This is a genomic window from Pseudonocardia yuanmonensis (assembly GCF_039542425.1).
Lineage (GTDB): Bacteria > Actinomycetota > Actinomycetes > Mycobacteriales > Pseudonocardiaceae > Pseudonocardia > Pseudonocardia yuanmonensis.
This window is the reverse complement of record NZ_BAABIC010000010.1, coordinates 1-19385: the sequence shown is the minus strand read 5'-3', so window position 1 is coordinate 19385 and position 19385 is coordinate 1. Positions and strand designations below refer to the sequence as shown.

Genomic DNA, 19385 nt, shown 5'->3' with positions numbered 1-19385 from the left:
GAACGATAGGTCGGAGACCGGGGCCGGAGCTGTCGCAATCTGGGACACGGCCGGGGAGCGGCTCGTCGTGCCCCAAGTTCGGACACCGGTCACCCCCCTCGAAGCGGTCGAATCGTCGGACGTGCCCGTCCTCGGCACACCACCACGACCATCTCGGGAGGAAGCGATGGGCGTCACGCTCCGCGGCGTCAACCTGGGCTACATGGGCCTCGACATGTCGCTCCTGGTGAACAAGGCCGAACACGTAGGCGCGCCCTACAACTGCCCGGCGATCGCCTACATCATCGAGACCCCGCAGGGCCGGATCCTCTGGGAGACGGGCCTGTCCGCGCGGTGTCCGGACGAGTGGCTCCCGGAATGGAAGCAGGTCGTCGACCTCGGCGCCGTGACCCCGGAGGCCTGCCTCGAGATCCGTCTCGAGCAGCTGGGCCTCGGGCCCGACGACTTCCGGTACGTCATCCAGGGACACATGCACACCGACCATGCCGGCGGGCTGCGGCTGTTCGAGGACGCCGGGGCCGAGATCGTCGTGCACGAGGACGAGTACGCGCACATCATGAGCCTCGACGAGGACAAGGACTTCTTCGCCCGCGTCGACTGGGCCTTCCTCGGCGACAAGAAGCCCACCCTCGTGTCGGGCCGCTCCATGGAGATCGCCGACGGTGTGCGCCTGCTCCACCTGCCCGGCCACACACCCGGGCAGATGGCCCTGCAGCTGCAGCTCGAGACCACCGGCACGGTCCTGCTCACCTCGGACGCGCTCTACCATCACGAGAACTACGTCGAGCCCACCGGCGAGCCGCAGATCTACTGGGACATCGACAAGTGGCGGACCTCGCTGGAGTCGCTCGGGCAGGTCGCCCGGGAGAACGACGCCTGGCTCTTCCCGGGTCACGACGAGACCGGCATCCAGCACTTCGACGGGCGCAAGGAGCTGAAGGCGATTCGGTTCGACGAGGGCCACACGTACGCGTAGCCGGTCCTGTCGTCGGTCGGCAGGGACGGGCGGCGCCGCGGATCGCAGGCGGTGCCGCCCGGCCCGGGTGAGGGGAGGTGGCGGACGTGGGAACGACGATCAGGGCGACCGGCGCCGTCGACTGCGACGTGCACAACGCCGTCCCCCGGCTCTCGGCGCTGTTCCCGTACCTGCCCGCCAGCTGGGTCGACTACTGCCGGGAGACGGGCGTCGAGGGGTTCGACCCGGCCTTCTACCCGCCGGGTGCTCCGCTGTCGGCACGGCCGGGGAGCCGCGTCGGGGAGGGACCGCCCGGCTCGGACCCGTGCGTCGTGCGCGACCACGTCCTCGACGGCCCGGGCGCGCGGTACGCCGTCCTGAACTGCCTGTACGCCGTGTCCGCGGTGCACAACCCGGACTGGGCGGCGAGCATGGCCCGCGCCCTCAACGACTGGCAGGCCGCGCAGTGGCTGGCCGCGGACCCCCGCTTCCGCGCGTCGATCGTGGTCTCGACGCGCGATCCGCACGCGGCCGCGGAGGAGGTCGCGCGCTGGGCCGGGCGGGGCTTCGTGCAGGTCCTGCTGCCCGCGTCGACCCCGGCGCCGCTCGGGCAGCGGGTCCACTGGCCCATCTACGCGGCGGCCGAGGCCGCGGACCTGCCGGTGGCCGTGCACCCCGGCGTCGGCTCGGCGAACCCGCTGTCACCGGTGGGATGGCCGTCCCACTACGTGGAGGACTACGCCTGCGCGGCCCTCACGCTGCAGTCCCAGCTGACCAGCATGGTGGCCGAGGGGGTGTTCGCCGCACATCCCGGCCTTCGGGTGGTGCTGCTGGAGAGCGGCGTCACCTGGCTGCCCTCGCTGATGTGGCGCTTCGACAAGAACTGGAAGGCCCTCCGCCGCGAGGTGCCCTGGGTCGACCGGCCGCCGTCGCAGGTGATCCGGGAGCACGTGCTGCTGAGCACCACGCCGCTCGACGCTCCTCCCGGCCTCGACCACGCGTGGGTGGACCGGTTCCTCACCCGGCTCGGGTCCGTCGAGATGCTCCTGCACGCCGGCGACTACCCGCACTGGCACCATGGGAACGCACCCACCGCACTGCTCGAGCAGCTCTCCCCCGCCGAACGGGAGCTCGTGCTGTCCGGCAACGCGATGCGGCTGTACCGACTGCCCGAGGAGGCCGGATGGGCACAGGCGGACTGATCGACTGCGACGTGCACAACGCCGTGTCGGGCGACGAGGAGCTGCGGCCCTACCTGTCGCAGCGCTGGCGACGGCACATGGAGCTGGTCGGCTCGCGGACCTTCTCGCCGTTCACCAAGGGCTACGCCTACCCCAAGGCGGCGCGCTTGGCGAGCAGGCGGGACGCGTGGCCCCCGACCGGCGGGCTCCCCGGCTCCGACCTGGACTTCATGCGCGGGCAGCTGCTCGACGCCTACCCGGTCGAGCGCGCCGTGCTCAACTGTCTCTTCCGCGCCCCCGAGCAGCGGTACGACGCCTACGGCGCCGCACTCGCCGCCGCGGTGAACGACTGGCAGGTCGAGCAGTGGCTCGAGCGCGACGAGCGTCTCCGCGCGTCCGTCACCGTGCCGTTCGAGTTCCCCGACCTGGCCGCCGCGGAGATCGACCGCTCGTCCGCACACCCGGGGTTCGTGCAGGTCCTGCTGTACCCGCGGACCGCCGCCCCCCTCGGACGGCGCCAGTACTGGCCGATCTACGAGGCCGCCTGCCGGGCGGGACTGCCCGTCGGCATCCATGCCGCCTCGACCACACCGGGCCCCATCACCGCGACGGGCTGGCCCTCGTACTACATCGAGGACCACACCGGGCTCGCCGTCGCCTTCCAGGCCCAGGTCGTCAGCCTGATCTTCAACGGGGTGTTCGACCGGTTCCCCGGGCTCCGCGTCGTCCTGCTGGAGGGCGGCTTCGCCTGGGTCCCCGCCCTCGCGCACCGCCTCGACGCGCTCCACGCACGGCTCGGGGAGGAGGTGCCCGACCTGCGGTACCCGCCGTCGCACTACCTGCGCACCCACATCAGGATCACGACGCAGCCGATGGAGGAACCCGAGCGGGCCGCCGACCTGGTGCCGCTGCTCCGGGAGGTCGGTGCCGACCTGCTCATGTTCTCGACCGACTACCCGCACTGGGACTTCGACGACCCGTACCGTGCCTTCCGCACCCGCGTGCCCCCGGACCTGCGCCGACGGATCATGCACGACAACGCGTGCGCGACCTACCGGCTGGCCTCGTGACCGGCTCGCACCGGCAGGTCGTCGTGGCCGCCGCCGACGAGATCCCCCCGGGCGGCCGGAAGATCGTCGACGTCGACGGGCGCTCCATCGGGGTGTTCAACCTCGGCGACGACTACGTCGCGCTCCGCAACACCTGCCCGCACGAGGGCGCGCCGCTGTGCGAGGGCGTGCCGTCCGGGGCGCTCACGTCACCGAGGCCCGGCGTGTACCACTACGAGCGACGCGGCGAGATCCTCCGCTGCCCGTGGCACCAGTGGGAGTTCGACATGCGCACCGGCCGCTCCTGGGTGGACCCGGAGGGGCTCCGGGTCCGCAGCTACCGGGTGACCAGCGACGGCGAGCACGTCGTCCTCCACCTGTGACGTCGGCCGAGGGCCCGGGGGCCGGACGACGTGCTGCGCGCCTCCGGCGCCGGTCAGGCGCGGACGCCTCGCTGCCCGATCGCCCCGCGGAGGCCGACGCAGCCGATGCACCCGACGCAGTCCACGCAGTCGACACACCCGATGCAGGCCACGCAGCGCATGCAGTTCACGCAGGCCAGGGTGCCCACGCACCAGCGGAGGCCGACGCCGAGGAGGGTGAGCACGCTGGCCACGATCCCGACGCTCCCGGCGGTGGCGGCGCTCCCGGCCACGGCGACGCTGCCGGCGGTGGCCGCGCTCCCGGCCACGGCGACGCTGCCGGCCGTCGCCACGCTCCCGGCCACCGCGACGCTGCCGGCGGTGGACGCGCTCCGGGCCACGCCCACGCTGCCGGCGGTCGAGACGCTCCCGGCCACGGCGATACTGCTGACGGTGCCCGCGCTGCCCGCGACCGCGACACTGTCGGTGGTCCCGACGCTGCCGACAGACGCGATCGTGCCGGTCCCGGACGGCGTGCTCGCGGGATCCTGCTCGCCCTGAGCGGGTCCCTCCTCGTCGGTCATGACGGGCATGGTGCCGGACCTCGATCGCGTGGTCCAGGCACGGCAGGCCGGTCGGTCGGCCTGCGCCGGCACACCTGCCGACGACGTCCCCCTCCTCGGAGACCCTCAGCCGCCGTCCCGCCGGGCGTCGTGATGGGCGGCGGCGAAGCGCTCGATCGTCACGAGGCAGATGTCGTGCGGCTGGAAGGTGCCCGCCGCCCAGGTCTGCAGCCAGGCCCCGAGCCCGAACACCGGCGTCGACCGGTACAGCCGCCAGGCGTCGGGGGGCCGACGACCGAGGGCGTCGAGGTACCCGGCCAGCAGCGCGCGCTCGTGCTCGCGCCGGTCGGCGACGGGGAGGCTGGAGGTGAGGAAGTAGCCGACGTCGTGGACCCAGCTGCCGGAGCGGACCAGCTGCCAGTCGTAGAAGCCGACGGTGTTCCCGACCGTGTAGGTGTTGCCGGGGTGGGGATCGCCGTGCAGCAGCGTCTGCGGGCCGGCGGCGGCGATCCGGGCCCACCCGCGGAACCCTCGTTCGATCTCCCCGGCGTCGAGGCCGAGGGGGTGCCCGGCCCGCCGCAGCTTACGGAGGGCGTGGACGAAGCCGGCCCGGGCGACGGGAGCCCAGGCGGGACCGAGCCGCCACGGACGCACGAACGCCGGCAGCGGAGCGTCCCAGAACGTCCCGTGCAGGCGGGCCAGCTCGCCGAGACCGGCGGCGACCTGCTCGACGGTCAGCGGCGCGAGCGCGCTGTTCGGGCGCCCGCCGCGCAGCGTCACGTCCTCCATGACGACCACGGCGGCGAGGCGACGGCGGTCGGTCGCCGCGGCGTGGAAGGCGGGGTGCTCGAGCGGCAGGTCCGGGCCGTGTCGGACCAGGTTCGCCTCGGCCTCGCGCGCACCCAGTGCGGTGAGCGCCACCCGGTTGAGGAGCCGCCCCTCCCGCTTGACGAACACCCGCGGCGGCCCGCCGGAGCCCGCGTACCCGAGCTCCACGACCGCGCGGGAGTTCGTGCCGTCGACGACGTCGGCGACGCGGACTCGCGTCACGGCCCGGCCCAGGGCGGCACTCATCCAGGCCGGCGTCAGCTCGGACCAGTCCCGGGGCACCGTCAGCACGCGGGTGATCATCGCGTGCCCGTGGAGAACCTTCCGCGCAGACCGAACCGGCCCGCCACCGGGGGCGCCCGGTGGCGGGCCGGGCCACCCACCTCGCCTTCCCCCCACGTGCCGACGAGGTGGGCTCGACCTACAGACGTCTCGATCTCGCCGGATGTGACAGCCCATCCCGAACCGGCCGCCCGGAGTTCCGGCGGCGTGGTCTCGATCCGCGAGATCTTCACGACGTCACCGTCGTCGTCGTTGCGGGACGGGCGTCGTGCCCGCACGGAGGGGTCAGGACGAACTTGCCGACGTCGGCCGAGCGCGCGAAGGCCTCCTGCGCCTCGTGGATGGCGGCGAGGTCGTAGCGCGCGGCGATGCGCGGCCGGACCCGGCCCGCCGCCGCGTCCTCGGCCAGGCGGGCGAAGTGGGTCGGTGTGTGCATCGAGGACCCGATCAGGCTGATGTTGTGCAGATAGAGCCGGCGCAGGTCGAGCTCGGTGGAGGCGCCGCCGACCGCGCCCGCGATCACCCACCTGCCGCCGTCCCGGACGTGCTCGAGCAGGCGGGTGAGCAGGGGCCCGCCCACGACGTCGACCACGGCGTCGAGCCCGTCGGGCGCCACGCGCGCCGCCGCCCCGGCCGTGCGGGCGGGATCCCGGTCGCGGTGCACGACCTCGGCGGCGCCCGCCTCGCGGACGAGGTCCTCCTTCTCCGGCGAGGTCACGGCGACCACCCGCGCGCCGCGCGCGGCGGCGAGCTGGACCGCGGCCAATCCGACCCCGCCGGAGGCGCCGGTGATCAGGACCGTCTCGTCGGCGCGGAGGTGGCCGCGTTCGAGCATGCCCATCGCGGTGCCGTACGCGATCGGCAGGCACGCCAGCTCCTCGTCGGACAGCGGGGACCCGTCCATCCGGTGGACCCGGTCGGCCCGGGCGACGACGTAGGAGGCGAACCCACCGTCGGCCTCGCTGCCCAGCAGGCCCACCGGGTTGGCGTCCGGTCCGTCCCCGTCGTAGAGGGCGGAGTCGACCAGGACCCGCGCCCCGAGCAGGGCGTCGTCCGTGCCGTGGCCGACGGCGGCGACCCGGCCCGCGATGTCCCCGCCCTGGATCCGCGGGAAGTCGACGGGACCGCGCCAACCCGCGAGCGCGTCGGGGTGCCCGGGCAGACCGTAGGCGCCCTTCCGGGTCCAGATGTCGGTGTTGTTGACCGCGGCCGCGGACACCTCGACCAGGACCTCCCCCGGCCCCGGTGCCGGGACGGGGACCTGCCGGAGCTCGAGGCTCACGGGGCCCCCGAAGCCGACCAGTACCGCGGCCGGCATGGTGTCCGGCACGGTCGTCCTCGTCCTCGTCATGCGTTTCCTCGCTGTCGACGTGGGTGGGGGTGGTCAGCGCAGCCGCTCGAGGAGATGGCCATGCGGTCGCGCTCGGCGGTCAGGTACTCCACGTCGTGGAGGGTGGCCGACGACTCGTGCGCGATCCGTTGCACGACGTCGATCCCGTGCTGCTCGCGCGCGCCGATCTTCTCGGGGTTGTCGGTCGCGAGCCGCACCCGGCCGATCCCGAGCTCGTCGAGGATCCGGCCCCGCGGAGGTCGTCCGCAGCTGCTCGACGGAGGGCCGAGCCGGTGGGCCTCGGCCCCGCGCTGGTCGATCGCGACGCACAGGAACCCGGAGGTGTGCTCGAGGAAGAACGCGACCGAGTCCGTGTCGGCCTGCTCGGCGGCCATGATCAGGTCGCCCTCGTTCTCCCGGTCGTCGTCGACCACCAGGACCCTGCCTCCCGGCGCCGAGGACGGCGAGGGCCTCTCGGTGGACGCCATCGTCGGACATCCCTCCTCCTGGGCTGGTGGTCGGCTCCCTCGGTGTCCGACCGTGGACCGGCTCGGCCGACGGGCGACCCGATCGGGCCGCTGTGCGAGCTTCACCACGATGCGTTCGCTTAGTGAACGAATCGACCGAAGAGTGGCAGCCGCGCCGCCCGGCGTCAACGGCTAGGGCGTCCTCGGATCGAGGACGTCCACCCTCGTGACAGGCCGGATTCACGCGAGGAAGCCCCGCGACCACCCCTTGACAGGACCGGTGGCCCACCTCACGCTTGCCGCACTGCTTTGAACGCATTGTTCATTATGTGAACGTATCCGACGAAGGGAGATGATCGTGGAAGCCGACGGGAGCACCGTCGATGCCGACGTGGTGGTGGTGGGAGCCGGCGTCGCAGGGCTGGTCACCGCCCGCGAGCTGACCCGGGCCGGTCTCCGGGTGGTCGTCCTCGAAGCCCGCGACAGGCTCGGCGGCCGGGTCTGGACGGATCACCGCCTGGGGCGCGACCTCGAGATCGGCGGCACCTGGATCCACTGGGTGCAGCCCCACGTCTGGGCGGAGGTCAGCCGCTACGGCCTCGGGGTCACCCGGGGCCCGCGCCCGGAGAAGGCCTACTGGCTGGCCGGGGACGAGGTCCGGACCGGCACGCTGGACGGCTTCATGCAGCTGATCGACCCGGGCATGCGTCGGCTGCTCGCCGACACGATGCGGGTGATCCCGCGCCCCGACGCGCCCACGGCCGGGCCCGAGGTCGCGGAGGCCGACAAGTTCACCGTCGGGGAGAAGCTGGCGGAGCTGCAGCTGTCCGAGGACGAGTACAACGCCAACGAGGCCGCGTGGGTGGGTCACTTCAACGCCCCCCTCGAGGACGGCGCGTTCGCGAACGCCCTCCGGTGGACGGCGGCGACCGCGGGGTCCTGGCACCTCATGCACGAGGCGTCGGCCGTCTTCCGCCTCACCGACGGGACGGCCGCCCTCGTGGCCGCCCTCGCGGCGGACACGAGGGCCGACATCCGCGCCGGCACCGTCGTGAGCCGGATCGAGCACGACGCGAACGGCGCCGTGGTGCGGACGACGGACGGGCAGGCCGTCTCGGCTCGCCGCGTGGTGCTCACCCTCCCGCAGAACATCCTCGGGGACCTCCAGGTCGACCCGCCGCTGAACGCGGGCAAGCTCGCGGCGTCCCGGGAGAAGACCGCGTCGCGCGGGCTGAAGGCGTGGATCCGCGTCCGCGGACCGGTCCAGCCGTTCTTCGCCTACTCCTCGGCCGCCCACCCGCTCTCGGTCGTCCGCACCGAGTACCTGGGCGACGACGACGCCGTCCTCGTGGCGTTCGGCGCCGACGCGGACCGGCTGGACCCGAACGACCGCGACGCCGTCGCCCGGGCGCTCACCGTCTGGCGGGACGACCTCGAGGTCCTGGAGACCACCGGGCACGACTGGATGGGCGACCCGTTCTCGCGGGAGACCTGGTTGATGCAGCGCCCCGGCCAGCTGACCGGGTATCTCGCCGACCAGCAGGCGGCGGAGGGCGTGCTGCACTTCGCGAGCAGCGACATCGCCGACCTCTGGGCCGGGTTCATCGACGGCGCTGTCGAGAGCGCCCTGCGCGCCGCGCGCCAGATCAGCGCCGGGCTCCCCCGTCGACCGTCCGTCACGAGCCGCACGACCGAGAGGGACCTGCCGTGACCAGGTCCGTCCCCACGATCGACGAAGCCCAACTTCCGTTCGGTGATGGGCACCCTGCCGGCCGGCCTCGTGGCCCTGGCCGGGCTGCCGGACCCCGCCGCGGGCCCGCACGGGCTCGTCGTCGGGACCTTCCAGTCCCTGTCCCTGGCCCCTGCCCTGGTCACCTTCAGCGTGGCCCGCACCTCGACGAGCCGGCCAGGGGTCCGCCGGGCCGGGCGGCTCTGCGCGAGTGTGCTCGCCGAGGGGCAGGAGCACGTCCGCCGGGCCCTGTCCCGGCGGCAGCCGGACAAGTAGCCGGACAAGTTCGCACCCTGGCCGCGACACGCGCCGGACGGCTCGTGTTCAACGGCTGGCCGACCGGTGTCGCCGTCACCCCGGCGCAGCACCACGGCGGCCCCTACCCCGCCACCACCTCGGCCGCACACACCGCGGTCGGATCCACCGCGATCCGGCGCTTCCTCCGCCCGGTGGTCCACCAGGACGCGCCCGAGGCCGTCCTGCCTCCCGCCGTGCAGGAGACGAACCCGCTCGGGGCTCCCCGCACCGTCAACGTCGCCGGTGAGTCCGGCTCGTGGGGGACCCGCACCCGCAACGACCAGAACGGAGACCGACGATGACCTCCCGCCGCATGCGCCTGTTCGCCTTCGACTTCCAGGGCCCGGCCCACCTCTCGGCCGGCCTGTGGCGGCACGGCGCCGACCGGGGCGACCGGTACACGAGCCTGCGCTACTGGACCGACTACGCCCGGCTGCTCGAGCAGGCGCGGTTCGACGGCGTCTTCTTCGCCGACAACGTCGGCTACCACGACGTCTACCAGGGAAGCGTGGCCGGCGCCCTCTCCGACGCCGGGCAGATCCCGGCCAACGACCCGTTCCTCGTGGTCTCCGCGATGGCCTCCGTGACCGAGAACCTCGGCTTCGGGCTGACCGCCTCCACCTCCTACGAGCACCCCTACGCCCTGGCCCGCCGGTTCACGACGCTGGACCACCTCACCGACGGCCGCGTCGGCTGGAACCTCGTCACCTCCTACGCCGACAGCGCCGCGCGCAACCTCGGCACCGGCACCCAGGTCCCCCACGACGAGCGTTACGACGTCGCCGCCGAGCACCTGGAGGTCTGCTACAAGCTCTGGGAGGGCAGTTGGGAGGACGGCGCCGTCGTGCGCGACCGGGCCGCGGGCGTGTTCGCCGATCCCGCCCGGGTCCACGAGATCGGGCACCACGGCCGCTACTTCGACGTCCCGGGCATCGCGCTGTGCGAGGCGTCCCCGCAGCGGACCCCCGTGATCTTCCAGGCGGGCGGGTCGGCCAAGGGGCGCGCCCTCGCCGCCGGCCACGCCGAGGCCGTCTTCGTCAACGCCGTGTCGATCCCCTCGCTCGCCCGCCAGGTGCAGCAGCTGCGCGGTCTCGCGGCCGGGGCCGGGCGCGACCCGCAGAGCGTCCGGGTCCTGCAGATGCTCTCGGTCGTGTGCGCCCCGACGGACGAGGCGGCCCACGCCAAGTACGAGTCCTACCGGCGACTGGTCGGCTACACGGGGGCGATGGCCCGCTACAGCGGCTGGACCGGGTTGGACATGGCGCAGTTCGACCCCGACGTGCCGTTCCGGAACGTCGACACCAACGCCGGCCAGACCATGGTCGACCTCTTCTCGAAGATGGACCCCGACAAGGAATGGACCCCGCGCGACATCGCGGAGTTCATCGGCATCGGCGGCACCGGCCCCACCCTGGTCGGCTCCCCCGCGACGATCGCGGACGAGCTGATCCGGTGGATGGACGAGACCGGCATCGACGGCTTCAACCTCGGGCACGGCGTCAAGTACCAGGACATCGCGGACTTCGTCGAGCTCGTCGTGCCCGAGCTGCAGCGTCGCGGGGTGGTCTGGACCGAGTACGAGGGCTCGACCCTGCGGGAGAAGCTCTACGGCCCCGGCACGGTCCGGCTGCGCGACGACCACCCGGGCAGCCGCTACACCGTCCGGGCCGACGACCGGCCCCGGCCCGCTGCCGCGTCCGACTACGAGGTGGCCGTCTGAGAGACGTCCGCGCACGCACGGCGCCTGGTCCTCGGGGCCTCCACCGACCTGTGCACGGCGGCCGCGTTCGCTCAGTGAACAGAGGATCCGTAAGGTGAGCAGCACTCGGTGAGGGGAGACGATGGGCGAGGCGACGGAGCCGACGGATCTCACCAACAAGTCGGTGGCCAAGGCGGTGGCCCTGCTGCGCGCGCTCGCGGCTCACCCACGCACCGGTGCCACGGTCACCACCCTCGCCAAGGCGGTGGGCCTCAGCAGGCCCACCGCCTTCCGACTGCTCCAGACGCTCCAGCAGGAGGGCCTCGTCGACCGCGTGGACACGAACTACGTGCTCGGCTGGGAGCTGGCGCGGCTGGGACGCCGGGCCGACCCGGCCGCCGGTCTGGTCGCGCACGCCCAACCGCTGCTCCAGGAACTGGCCGACGCCGTCAACGAGTCCGTGACGCTGTCCGTCCCCAACCTCGAGGGCGGGCTCGACCTCGTCGCCGAGGCGGCCGGCTCCCACGTCCTGGGGGCGCTGGCCCGCAACATGGTGGGACAGCGCTACCCGCTGCACGCCAGCTCCACCGGGAAGGTCATGCTGGCCGAGCGCTCCCCCGAACGGCTCCGGGCAGAGCTGCCCGAGACGCTGCCCGCCTACACGCCCTTCACCATCACCGACCGCGAGGCCCTGCTCACGGAGCTCGGCCAGGTCCGTGAGCAGGGCTACGCGATCATCGACAACGAGCTCGAACCGGAGCTGCTCTCGCTGTCGCGCCCGGTCCGCGACAGGAGCGGCACCCTCATCGCGATCCTCACCCTCAACGGGCCCAGGACGCGCTTCACCCGCAGCCGGATCCCGAGCGGCCTGCAGGAGATGCAGAAGACGATCGACCGGCTGACCGAGCTGCTCTGGGGCGGACCGAGCTTCTGAGTGCCGGTCAGCCGGCGATCGCGGCGGCGACCCAGTCGCGGAACTCGCCGATGTGGTGCTCGCTGGGCACCAGGACGCCGCCGTTCGCGTAGGCCCGGGAGGACATCGCCGGCTGGCAGCGCTCGCAGGCGTCGAAGTCCTGCTGGTTCACGCGGTGGAACAACTCGACCGAGCGGTCCAGGTCGCGGCCGCTGTCCAGGACCTCCTGCGGGTAGAGCCAGTCGCACTCGACGATCGTCCGGTCGGCGGCCACCGGGTACATCCGGTGGAAGATCACGTGGTCGGGCACCAGGTTGATGAAGACCTGCGGGTTCACGGTGATCGCGTAGTAGCGGCGGTCGTGGTCGGCGTCGACCCCGGGGATGGTCTCGAAGCCGGCGCTGCCGTCGACGGTGAAGCCGCTGACGTCCTCCCCGAACGCGGCCCCGTGGCCCACGTAGTACTGCGCGGCGTAGCCGTCGGCGAACTCCGGGAGCACCTCGGTGAGCTCCGGGTGGATCGTCGCGCAGTGGTAGCACTCCATGAAGTTCTCGACGATCAGCTTCCAGTTGGCCTTGACGTCGTAGGTGATCCGACGGCCGACCGCGAGCGTGTCGATCGCCCACTTGTCGATCGCGCCCGGGTCGCCGAGGCGGGCGGTCACCGCGGCCTCGACGGTGTCGGCGAAGGACGGCGGCTGCTCGGCGAGGCAGATCCAGATCGTGCCGAGCCACTCCCGCAGGTGGACCGTGTGGAGGCCGTACTCGTCGCGGTTGACGTCGGCCATCGAGTTCAGGTTCGGGGCCGCGATCAGCGCGCCGTCGAGGCCGTAGGTCCAGGCGTGGTACGGACACTGGATCTTGTTGCGCAGCGAGCCCTCGGGCTCGACGCAGAGCTGGGCGCCGCGGTGCCGGCAGACGTTGAGGAAGGCCCGCACGCCGCCGTCCCGCCCGCGGACGAGCAGCACGCTCTCGCCGCCGACCTCGACCTTCCGGAAGCTGCCGGGCTTGGCGAGGTCGCTGCTGCGCGCGGCGGCGAACCAGTTGGCCTGGAAGATGCGGGACTGCTCGAGCTCGAAGACGGCGGGGTCGGTGTAGTGCGAACCGGGCAGGGTCGGGATCAGGCTGGTGGTGGACTGCTGTCCAGGGATCTCGACGGTGCTCACTGGGGTCCTTTCACAGGTGGCGGGCGGCGGGTCGGTGTGCGGGCGGGTCGGTGTGCGGCGGGTCGTGTGCAGCGGGTCAGCTGGCGGCGGCGAGACGGCTGCCGAGCTGGCGGCGCATCCGGCCGAACGAGCGGGCGCGGTCGACGCCGAGCGCGGCGACCGGGTTCCCGGCGGGATCGAGGTACACGGCGAGGAAGTCGGCCGCCGCGGGATCGCCCTCGGCGATCTCGACGCGGCAGTCCGGCGTGCGGTGGCCGGCGAACTGGATCCGGTGCCCGTACTGGTCGGACCAGAAGTAGGGCACCTCGTGGTGCGGCGCCGGCGTGTGCACCCGGCCGAGCAGGGCGGCGACGGCACCGACCGGCTGCTGCACCGCGTTGGTCCAGTGCTCCAGCCGCATCGTGGAGCCGGTGTAGCCGCGGTGCGCGTTCGCGCAGTCCCCGACCGCCACGACGCCGGGGACCGAGGTCGCGCCCTGCGCGTCCGTGGCCACCCCGTCGTCGAGCACGACGCCCGCCCCGGCCAGCCACTCGACGTTGGGGATCGCCCCGATCCCGACCACGACGACGTCGGCGGGGAGCTCCCGCCCGTCGGTCAGCCGGACGGCGGTGACGCGCGGCGACCCGACGATCTCCGCGACCCCGCACCCGGTGTGCAGCCGGACGCCGGCGGCGGCGTGCAGCCCCGCGCAGACCAGGCCCATCTCCGTGCCGAGCGGACGCTCCAGCGGGACCGCGGCGGCCTCGACGACCTCGACCTCGGCGCCCAGGCCCACGGCGGTCGAGGCGATCTCGGAACCGATGAAGCCGGCACCGACCACGACCAGCCGCACGCCCGGGGCCAGGTCGGCCCCCAGCGCGAGGGCGTCGTCCAGGCTGCGCAGCGTGTGCACGCCGGCCGGCACGGTCCCCGGCAGGGGCCGGGCCCGGGCGCCGGTGGCCAGCACGACACCGTCGGTGGTGATGCGCTCCCCGTCGTCGAGCACGACGGTGCGCTCGGCCGCGTCGAGCCCGGTCGCCCGGCGGCCCAGCCGCCACTCGGCGGCCAGCTCGGCGTCCTCCGGTGTCGTCAGCGCGAGGTCCTCGGCCGACAGGGCCCCGGCCAGGAACTCCTTGGACAGCGGTGGCCGGTCGTAGGGCGCGTGCGTCTCGTCCCCGACCACCACGATCCGGCCGTCGAAGCCCTGGTCGCGCAACGCCCGGGTGGCGGCGAGCCCGGCGAGCGAGGCCCCGACGACGGTGATGGCGCGCATCAGGCGGACTCCCCCGCACCCACGGCGACCGGGACGCCGGCCCGGGCCTCGGCCTCGACACCCACCGTCTCCTCGACCCAGACGTGGCCGTCGGCGAGGACCACCCGGTGCGTCCGGACGGCCTTCTTCGCCGGCGGCCCGCTGGGCCGGCCGGTGCGGAGGTCGAAGCAGGCCGCGTGCAGCGGGCACTCGACCGCGCAGCCGTCGACCCAGCCGTCGGACAGCGAGGCGTCCTGGTGGGTGCACGTGTCGTCGATCGCGTAGAGGGTGCCCTCGACGTGGAAGACCGCGATGGCCACCTCGCCCTGCACCCGGACGGCCTCCCCGTCGGGGATGTCCGCGACCGTGCCGACATAGATCATGCTCGCTCCTGTTGCTTATTGCGGAACTCGCCATGCGATTCGCAACGGAGGATGCGGTGGTGCACGCTACGTCGTCAACAGACGACGACCGGTTCGTCGGCAACGAGTTTCGGAGTTGCAGCATGTGCAACAACGACGAGGAGCGGCCCGAGCAGACCGCCGGGACCCGCTCCGCCTCCCAGGCCGTCGATCGCGCGCTGTCGATCCTTCCGCTGCTCGCGCGGCACGGCCCGTCCGGCGCCACCGAACTCGCGCGGGAACTGGGGGTCCACAAGTCCACGGTGTCGCGCCTGCTCGCCGTGCTCGAGAAGCACCGGCTCGTCGAGCCCGCCGGCGGCCGCGGCAAGTACCGGCTCGGCTTCGGCATCGTGCGCCTGGCCGGCGCGACCGCGGCGCAGCTCGACATCGCCGCGGAGAGCAGGCCGGTCTGCGCCCGGCTGGCGGCCGAGCTGTCGGGCACCGTGAGCGTCAGCGTGCTCGAGGGCGGGTACGCGACCGTGGTCGCGCAGGAGCCGCCGACCGACCGGAACTGGATCGGCATGCGCTCGCCGCTGCACGCGACCGCCGCCGGCAAGGTCCTGCTCGCGAGCTTCGGCTTCGAGGCCCTGCAGGACGCGCTCGACCGGCCGCGGCAGCGCTTCACGGACCGGACCGTGGTCGCCCGCGGCGCCCTGCTCGCCGAGCTGACCCGGGTCCGCGACCGGGGCTGGGCGGTGACGCAGGGGGAGTTCGAGGCCGACCTCGACGCGGTCGCCGTGCCCCTGCGCGGCGGGAGCGGGCAGATCGCCGGCGCCCTCAGCGTGTCCGCCCGGGGCGGCCTGCTCGGCCCCGCCGACTTCCGGTCCGTCGCGGCGGCGCTGACCCGCGGAGCCGACGCGATCTTCGCCCGCCTGCAACACCTGAGCAGCCCCTGATCCGGGCGGGGAGGGGGTTGACGTGGTGTGACACACCTCTTACGGTCAACAGATATATCAGTTCTTCGATCACGACCGAGGGTGCTCATGACCCGTCACCACCGCTCCACGTCGCAGGTCCGGCGGCTCGGAGAGGGGACACGAGCGGCGACCCCGGGGACCGCCTCGTGACCGTCGGCCCGCCCGCCATCGAGCGGGAGCACACGGTCCGCCGCGCCACCCTGGCGGCCGCGGTGGGCAACGTCGCCGAGTGGTACGACTTCGGGATCTACTCCTACCTGGCCGCCGTCGCGCTGGACCGGGTGTTCTTCCCCGACGCGGGCCCCTGGGCCCCGGTCTTCACCCTCGGCACCTTCGCCGCGGCCTTCCTGGTCCGTCCGCTGGGCGGGGTGGTGTTCGGGCCGCTCGGCGACCGGATCGGGCGCACCAGGGTGCTCGCGGCGACCGTGATCATGATGGCGGTCGCGACGGTGGCGCTCGGCCTGGTCCCGGGGTACGCGAGCATCGGCGTCGCCGCCCCGCTGATCGTGCTGGTGATCCGCATGCTGCAGGGCTTCTCGGTGGGCGGCGAGTACACCGGCGCCCTGACCCTGGTCGCCGAGTACGCCCCCGACCGGCGCCGGGGCTTCTTCGGCAGCTGGCTGGAGTTCGGCACCCTCGTCGGCTACACGCTCGGCGCCGGCACCTCGGCGGTCCTGGTCGCCCTGCTGTCCGAGGACGACCTGCTCTCCTGGGGCTGGCGGCTGCCGTTCATGCTGGCGCTCCCCCTCGGGATCACCGGCATCTTCCTCCGGCTGCGCCTGGAGGAGACACCGGCCTTCCGGCAGCTCCTGGAGCGCTCGCCGGCGATCTCGACCATGTCGCCCCGGCGGGCCTTCCAGATCCTCGTCCGGCGCTACCGCCGGGCGGCGATGGTCGCCGCAGGCCTCGTCGTCGCCTGGAACGTCACCAACTACGTCCTCACCAACTACGTGCCGACCTATCTGACGCGCACGCTGCCGGACTTCGGCGAGAGCGGGACGAGCGAGACGGTGACCACCACGATGCAGGTCGCCGTGATGGTGCTGATGCTGTGCGTGATCCTCGGGGTGGGCCGGATGAGCGACCGGATCGGCCGCAAGCCCATCCTCTTCGTCGGCAGCACGGCGCTCGTGGTCCTCGGGCTGCCCTCGGTGTGGCTGCTCCGGCAGGGCCCGGCCGGCCAGGTCGCCGGTCTCCTCATCATGGGCGGCGCGTTGCTCTGCTTCGCCGCGGTGGCCCCGTCGACGCTCCCGGCGCTCTTCCCGACCCTGATCCGCTACGGGAGCCTGGCGATCATCTTCAACGTCGCGGTCTCCGCCGTGGCCGGCACGGCGCCGACGGCGATCGGCGCCGCCGTGGCCGTCACCGGCAACCTCGACTGGCCCGGCTACTACCTCGTCGGCGCGGGAGTGGTCGGTCTGGTCAGCACGTGGTTCCTGCGCGAGCCGGCCGGGCGGGCCCTCGCCGGTGCCGCACCGCTGCAGTCCAGCGCCGATCTCCCCGCACCCGTCCTGTCGCCCGACGGGGTGCCGCTCGAGAACCCCTCCCGGTCGGGGCCGTGACCGCGGTCCGACCGGGAGCCGTCCACCACAGATTGGAAGTGTTGACGTTGGCGCAGAAGGTCAACGGCGTGGTCGCCCTCGCCAAGGGGCAGCCGGTCTCCGTCGAGACGATCCTCGTCCCGGACCCCGGTCCCGCCGAGGCGGTCGTGCAGGTCCAGGCGTGCGGGGTCTGCCACACCGACCTGCACTACCGGGAGGGCGGGATCACCGACGAGTTCCCGTTCCTGCTCGGCCACGAGGCCGCCGGGATCGTCGAGAGCGTGGGCGAGGGCGTCACCGACGTCGCGCCCGGCGACTTCGTCGTCCTCAACTGGCGCGCCGTGTGCGGGCAGTGCCGCGCGTGCCGCAAGGGCAGGCCGCAGTACTGCTTCGACACCCACAACGCCCGGCAGAAGATGACCCTCGCCGACGGCACTGAACTCTCCCCCGCCCTGGGCATCGGCGCCTTCGCCGAGAAGACCCTCGTCGCCGCAGGCCAGTGCACCAAGGTCGACCCCGCCGCCACGCCGCAGGTCGCCGGCCTGCTCGGCTGCGGCGTCATGGCCGGCCTCGGCGCGGCCATCAACACCGGCGGCGTGGGCCGCGGCGACTCCATCGCCGTCATCGGCTGCGGCGGAGTCGGGGACGCCGCCATCGCCGGGGCCACCCTCGCCGGTGCGACCACGATCATCGCGGTCGACACCGACGACCGGAAGCTCGACTGGGCCCGCGAGTTCGGCGCCACCCACACCGTCAACGCCAGGAAGACCGACGCCGTGGAGGCGATCAAGGAGGCCACCGGCGGGTTCGGCGCGGACGTCGTGGTCGACGCGGTCGGCCGCCCCGAGACCTGGAAGCAGGCCTTCTTCGCCCGCGACCTGGCCGGCACCGTCGTGCTCGTCGGGGTCCCGACCCCGGACCTGGTCGCCCCGGAGATCCCGCTGATCGAGTACTTCGGCCGCGGCGGCGCGCTCAAGTCCTCCTGGTACGGCGACTGCCTGCCCTCCCGCGACTTCCCGATGCTGGTCGACCTGTACCTGCAGGGCCGGCTGCCGCTGGAGAGGTTCGTGACCGAGGAGATCGGCCTCGACGACATCGAGACCGCCTTCGAGAAGATGCACCACGGCGATGTCCTCCGTTCGGTGGCCGTCCTCTGATCCCCGGCTCCGGGCCCGGCGGCTCCCCCGCCGCCGGTCCCGAGGGTCCCTACCTCGAGAAGTGGACCGCTCGCGGTCACCGAACCCCGGACGGCGGTGGCCGCCGCGCCGATCGTCGCCGGCCACGGGGGTTGCGCCGACCGGCCGGACCTGCGGGCCGAATTCGACGAGCCCCTTGACGCACGCCGCACGCGGCCGACACTCGGACAGCACGGCGCCCACAGGACATCGCTGCGGACGTCGGGACGTTCCTCGCCCACTCCTCACGACCTGCACGTGCACGTACCCCGTCACCGTCCCGCGACACGAGGTGACCACGGTGCCGTGGCGCCGCGGGGGCGGCTCGACGAGACCCGCCCGAACCCGAACGCGCACCGCACCATCTCCGACGAAGGGAACGCAGCGATGACAGTCAAGGAACCCACCACGGGCCGGGATCCGGCCACCGGGCCGGGCCCGGAGGACACCGACGGTGTCGTGACGACGACCGGGTCGGGAGCTGCCGACCGTCGGCAGCCGACCGACCGCGTCGTCTTCGGCGTCTCGGCCGTGCTCGTCGTGGCCTTCATCGTGTGGGGCATCGCCGGCACCCAGAGCCTCTCCACCGTCTCCAGTGCGGTGCTGTCCGGGATCATGAGCATGGGCGGCTGGTTCTTCATCCTCGCCGCCAGCGGGTTCGTGGTGTTCGCCCTCTGGCTGGCCGTGAGCCGCTTCGGCCGGATCCCGCTCGGCTGCGACGGCGAGCGGCCGGAGTTCCGCACCAGCTCGTGGGTCGCGATGATGTTCTCCGCGGGCATGGGCATCGGCCTGATGTTCTTCGGCGTGGCCGAGCCGCTGTCCTTCTTCACCTCGCCGCCACCGGGCACCGCAGTGCCCGGCACGCCGCAGGCGCTCGACGTGGCGATGGCGACCACGCTGTTCCACTGGACCCTGCACCCGTGGTCGATCTACGCCGTCGTCGGGCTCGCGATCGCCTACGGCACCTTCCGCCGGGGCCGCTGTCAGCTGATCTCCAGGGCCTTCGCCCCGCTGCTCGGGACCCGGCGCACGGAGGGTCCGCTCGGCAAGGCGATCGACATCTTCGCGATCTTCGCGACCCTGTTCGGATCCGCGGCCTCGCTGGGGCTGGGTGCGCTGCAGATCGGCGGCGGCATCGCCGCGCTCGGCTGGATGAACAACCCGGGCACGGGCCTGCTCGTCGGCATCATCGTGGTGCTGACCATCGCGTTCATCGCCTCCGCGGTCAGCGGCGTGGCCAAGGGCATCCAGTACCTCAGCAACATCAACATGGTGCTCGCCGCCATCCTGGCGTTCTTCG

Annotated in this window: 20 protein-coding genes; 13 read left to right on the top strand and 7 right to left on the bottom strand. The window is 73.1% G+C overall.

Features of this window, described 5'->3' with window-relative positions:
- The first annotated feature begins 166 nt into the window (after positions 1 to 166).
- The 4 genes from ABD990_RS15935 (at position 167) to ABD990_RS15920 (ending at position 3568) form a co-directional block, all read left to right on the top strand.
- Positions 167 to 976, top strand: a complete 810-nt coding sequence (locus ABD990_RS15935; RefSeq protein ID WP_345381293.1) for an N-acyl homoserine lactonase family protein — start codon at positions 167 to 169, stop codon at positions 974 to 976.
- 86 nt (positions 977 to 1062) lie between these two features.
- Positions 1063 to 2157 carry an amidohydrolase family protein gene (locus ABD990_RS15930; protein WP_345381292.1) on the top strand — a complete coding sequence of 365 codons (1095 nt, stop codon included), beginning with the start codon at positions 1063 to 1065 and terminating at the stop codon, positions 2155 to 2157.
- Positions 2139 to 3206 carry an amidohydrolase family protein gene (locus ABD990_RS15925; protein ID WP_345381291.1) on the top strand — a complete coding sequence of 356 codons (1068 nt, stop codon included), beginning with the start codon at positions 2139 to 2141 and terminating at the stop codon, positions 3204 to 3206. The genes ABD990_RS15930 and ABD990_RS15925 overlap by 19 nt, the downstream gene beginning before the upstream one ends.
- Complete coding sequence (locus ABD990_RS15920; RefSeq protein ID WP_345381290.1) at positions 3203 to 3568, top strand: Rieske (2Fe-2S) protein; 366 nt, start codon at positions 3203 to 3205, stop codon at positions 3566 to 3568. The genes ABD990_RS15925 and ABD990_RS15920 overlap by 4 nt, the downstream gene beginning before the upstream one ends.
- 53 nt (positions 3569 to 3621) lie before the next feature.
- Here ABD990_RS15920 and ABD990_RS15915 read toward each other — a convergent pair whose 3' ends face one another.
- From ABD990_RS15915 to ABD990_RS15900, 4 genes are all read right to left on the bottom strand, one after another.
- Positions 3622 to 4131, bottom strand: coding sequence for a hypothetical protein (locus tag ABD990_RS15915; RefSeq protein ID WP_345381289.1), 510 nt, complete (start codon positions 4129 to 4131; stop codon positions 3622 to 3624).
- Between the two features lie 105 nt (positions 4132 to 4236).
- On the bottom strand, positions 4237 to 5229 hold the full coding sequence (locus ABD990_RS15910) for a phosphotransferase (RefSeq protein WP_345381288.1): 993 nt from the start codon (positions 5227 to 5229) through the stop codon (positions 4237 to 4239).
- A 220-nt stretch (positions 5230 to 5449) separates the two neighbouring features.
- Complete coding sequence (locus ABD990_RS15905; protein ID WP_345381287.1) at positions 5450 to 6571, bottom strand: zinc-binding dehydrogenase; 1122 nt, start codon at positions 6569 to 6571, stop codon at positions 5450 to 5452.
- Entirely contained in the window at positions 6568 to 7038 is a 471-nt protein-coding gene (locus ABD990_RS15900) for a 3,4-dihydroxy-2-butanone-4-phosphate synthase (protein WP_345381286.1), read from the bottom strand. The genes ABD990_RS15905 and ABD990_RS15900 overlap by 4 nt, the downstream gene beginning before the upstream one ends.
- A gap of 337 nt (positions 7039 to 7375) precedes the next feature.
- Between ABD990_RS15900 and ABD990_RS15895 the strand changes: the two genes are divergently transcribed.
- From ABD990_RS15895 to ABD990_RS15875, 5 genes are all read left to right on the top strand, one after another.
- The gene (locus ABD990_RS15895) at positions 7376 to 8728 is read left to right on the top strand and encodes a flavin monoamine oxidase family protein (RefSeq protein WP_425569611.1); all 1353 of its coding nucleotides are present in this window, start codon (positions 7376 to 7378) and stop codon (positions 8726 to 8728) included.
- A 45-nt stretch (positions 8729 to 8773) separates the two neighbouring features.
- Positions 8774 to 9022, top strand: coding sequence for a flavin reductase family protein (locus tag ABD990_RS15890; protein ID WP_345381284.1), 249 nt, complete (start codon positions 8774 to 8776; stop codon positions 9020 to 9022).
- Positions 9023 to 9066: 44 nt separating this feature from the next.
- Complete coding sequence (locus ABD990_RS15885; RefSeq protein WP_345381283.1) at positions 9067 to 9345, top strand: hypothetical protein; 279 nt, start codon at positions 9067 to 9069, stop codon at positions 9343 to 9345.
- Complete coding sequence (locus tag ABD990_RS15880) at positions 9342 to 10763, top strand: LLM class flavin-dependent oxidoreductase (protein WP_345381282.1); 1422 nt, start codon at positions 9342 to 9344, stop codon at positions 10761 to 10763. The genes ABD990_RS15885 and ABD990_RS15880 overlap by 4 nt, the downstream gene beginning before the upstream one ends.
- Before the next feature lie 121 nt (positions 10764 to 10884).
- Entirely contained in the window at positions 10885 to 11676 is a 792-nt protein-coding gene (locus tag ABD990_RS15875) for an IclR family transcriptional regulator (RefSeq protein WP_345381281.1), read from the top strand.
- Positions 11677 to 11683: 7 nt separating this feature from the next.
- On the opposite strand, the gene ABD990_RS15870 is transcribed toward ABD990_RS15875, so the two are convergent.
- From ABD990_RS15870 to ABD990_RS15860, 3 genes are all read right to left on the bottom strand, one after another.
- Positions 11684 to 12820, bottom strand: a complete 1137-nt coding sequence (locus tag ABD990_RS15870) for an aromatic ring-hydroxylating oxygenase subunit alpha (RefSeq protein ID WP_345381280.1) — start codon at positions 12818 to 12820, stop codon at positions 11684 to 11686.
- A gap of 76 nt (positions 12821 to 12896) precedes the next feature.
- A complete protein-coding gene (locus ABD990_RS15865) occupies positions 12897 to 14072 on the bottom strand; it encodes an NAD(P)/FAD-dependent oxidoreductase (RefSeq protein WP_345381279.1) in 1176 nt (391 codons plus the stop codon).
- Positions 14072 to 14434, bottom strand: coding sequence for a bifunctional 3-phenylpropionate/cinnamic acid dioxygenase ferredoxin subunit (locus tag ABD990_RS15860; protein WP_345381278.1), 363 nt, complete (start codon positions 14432 to 14434; stop codon positions 14072 to 14074). The genes ABD990_RS15865 and ABD990_RS15860 overlap by 1 nt, the downstream gene beginning before the upstream one ends.
- Before the next feature lie 122 nt (positions 14435 to 14556).
- Here ABD990_RS15860 and ABD990_RS15855 point away from each other — a divergent pair, with 122 nt between their 5' ends.
- From ABD990_RS15855 to ABD990_RS15840, 4 genes are all read left to right on the top strand, one after another.
- Positions 14557 to 15348, top strand: a complete 792-nt coding sequence (locus ABD990_RS15855; RefSeq protein WP_345381277.1) for an IclR family transcriptional regulator — start codon at positions 14557 to 14559, stop codon at positions 15346 to 15348.
- 167 nt (positions 15349 to 15515) lie between these two features.
- Positions 15516 to 16931 carry an MFS transporter gene (locus ABD990_RS15850; protein ID WP_345381276.1) on the top strand — a complete coding sequence of 472 codons (1416 nt, stop codon included), beginning with the start codon at positions 15516 to 15518 and terminating at the stop codon, positions 16929 to 16931.
- A gap of 47 nt (positions 16932 to 16978) precedes the next feature.
- The gene (locus tag ABD990_RS15845; protein ID WP_345381527.1) at positions 16979 to 18067 is read left to right on the top strand and encodes an S-(hydroxymethyl)mycothiol dehydrogenase; all 1089 of its coding nucleotides are present in this window, start codon (positions 16979 to 16981) and stop codon (positions 18065 to 18067) included.
- Between the two features lie 405 nt (positions 18068 to 18472).
- On the top strand, positions 18473 to 19385 hold a 913-nt coding region (locus tag ABD990_RS15840), incomplete at its 3' end, for a BCCT family transporter (RefSeq protein ID WP_345381275.1).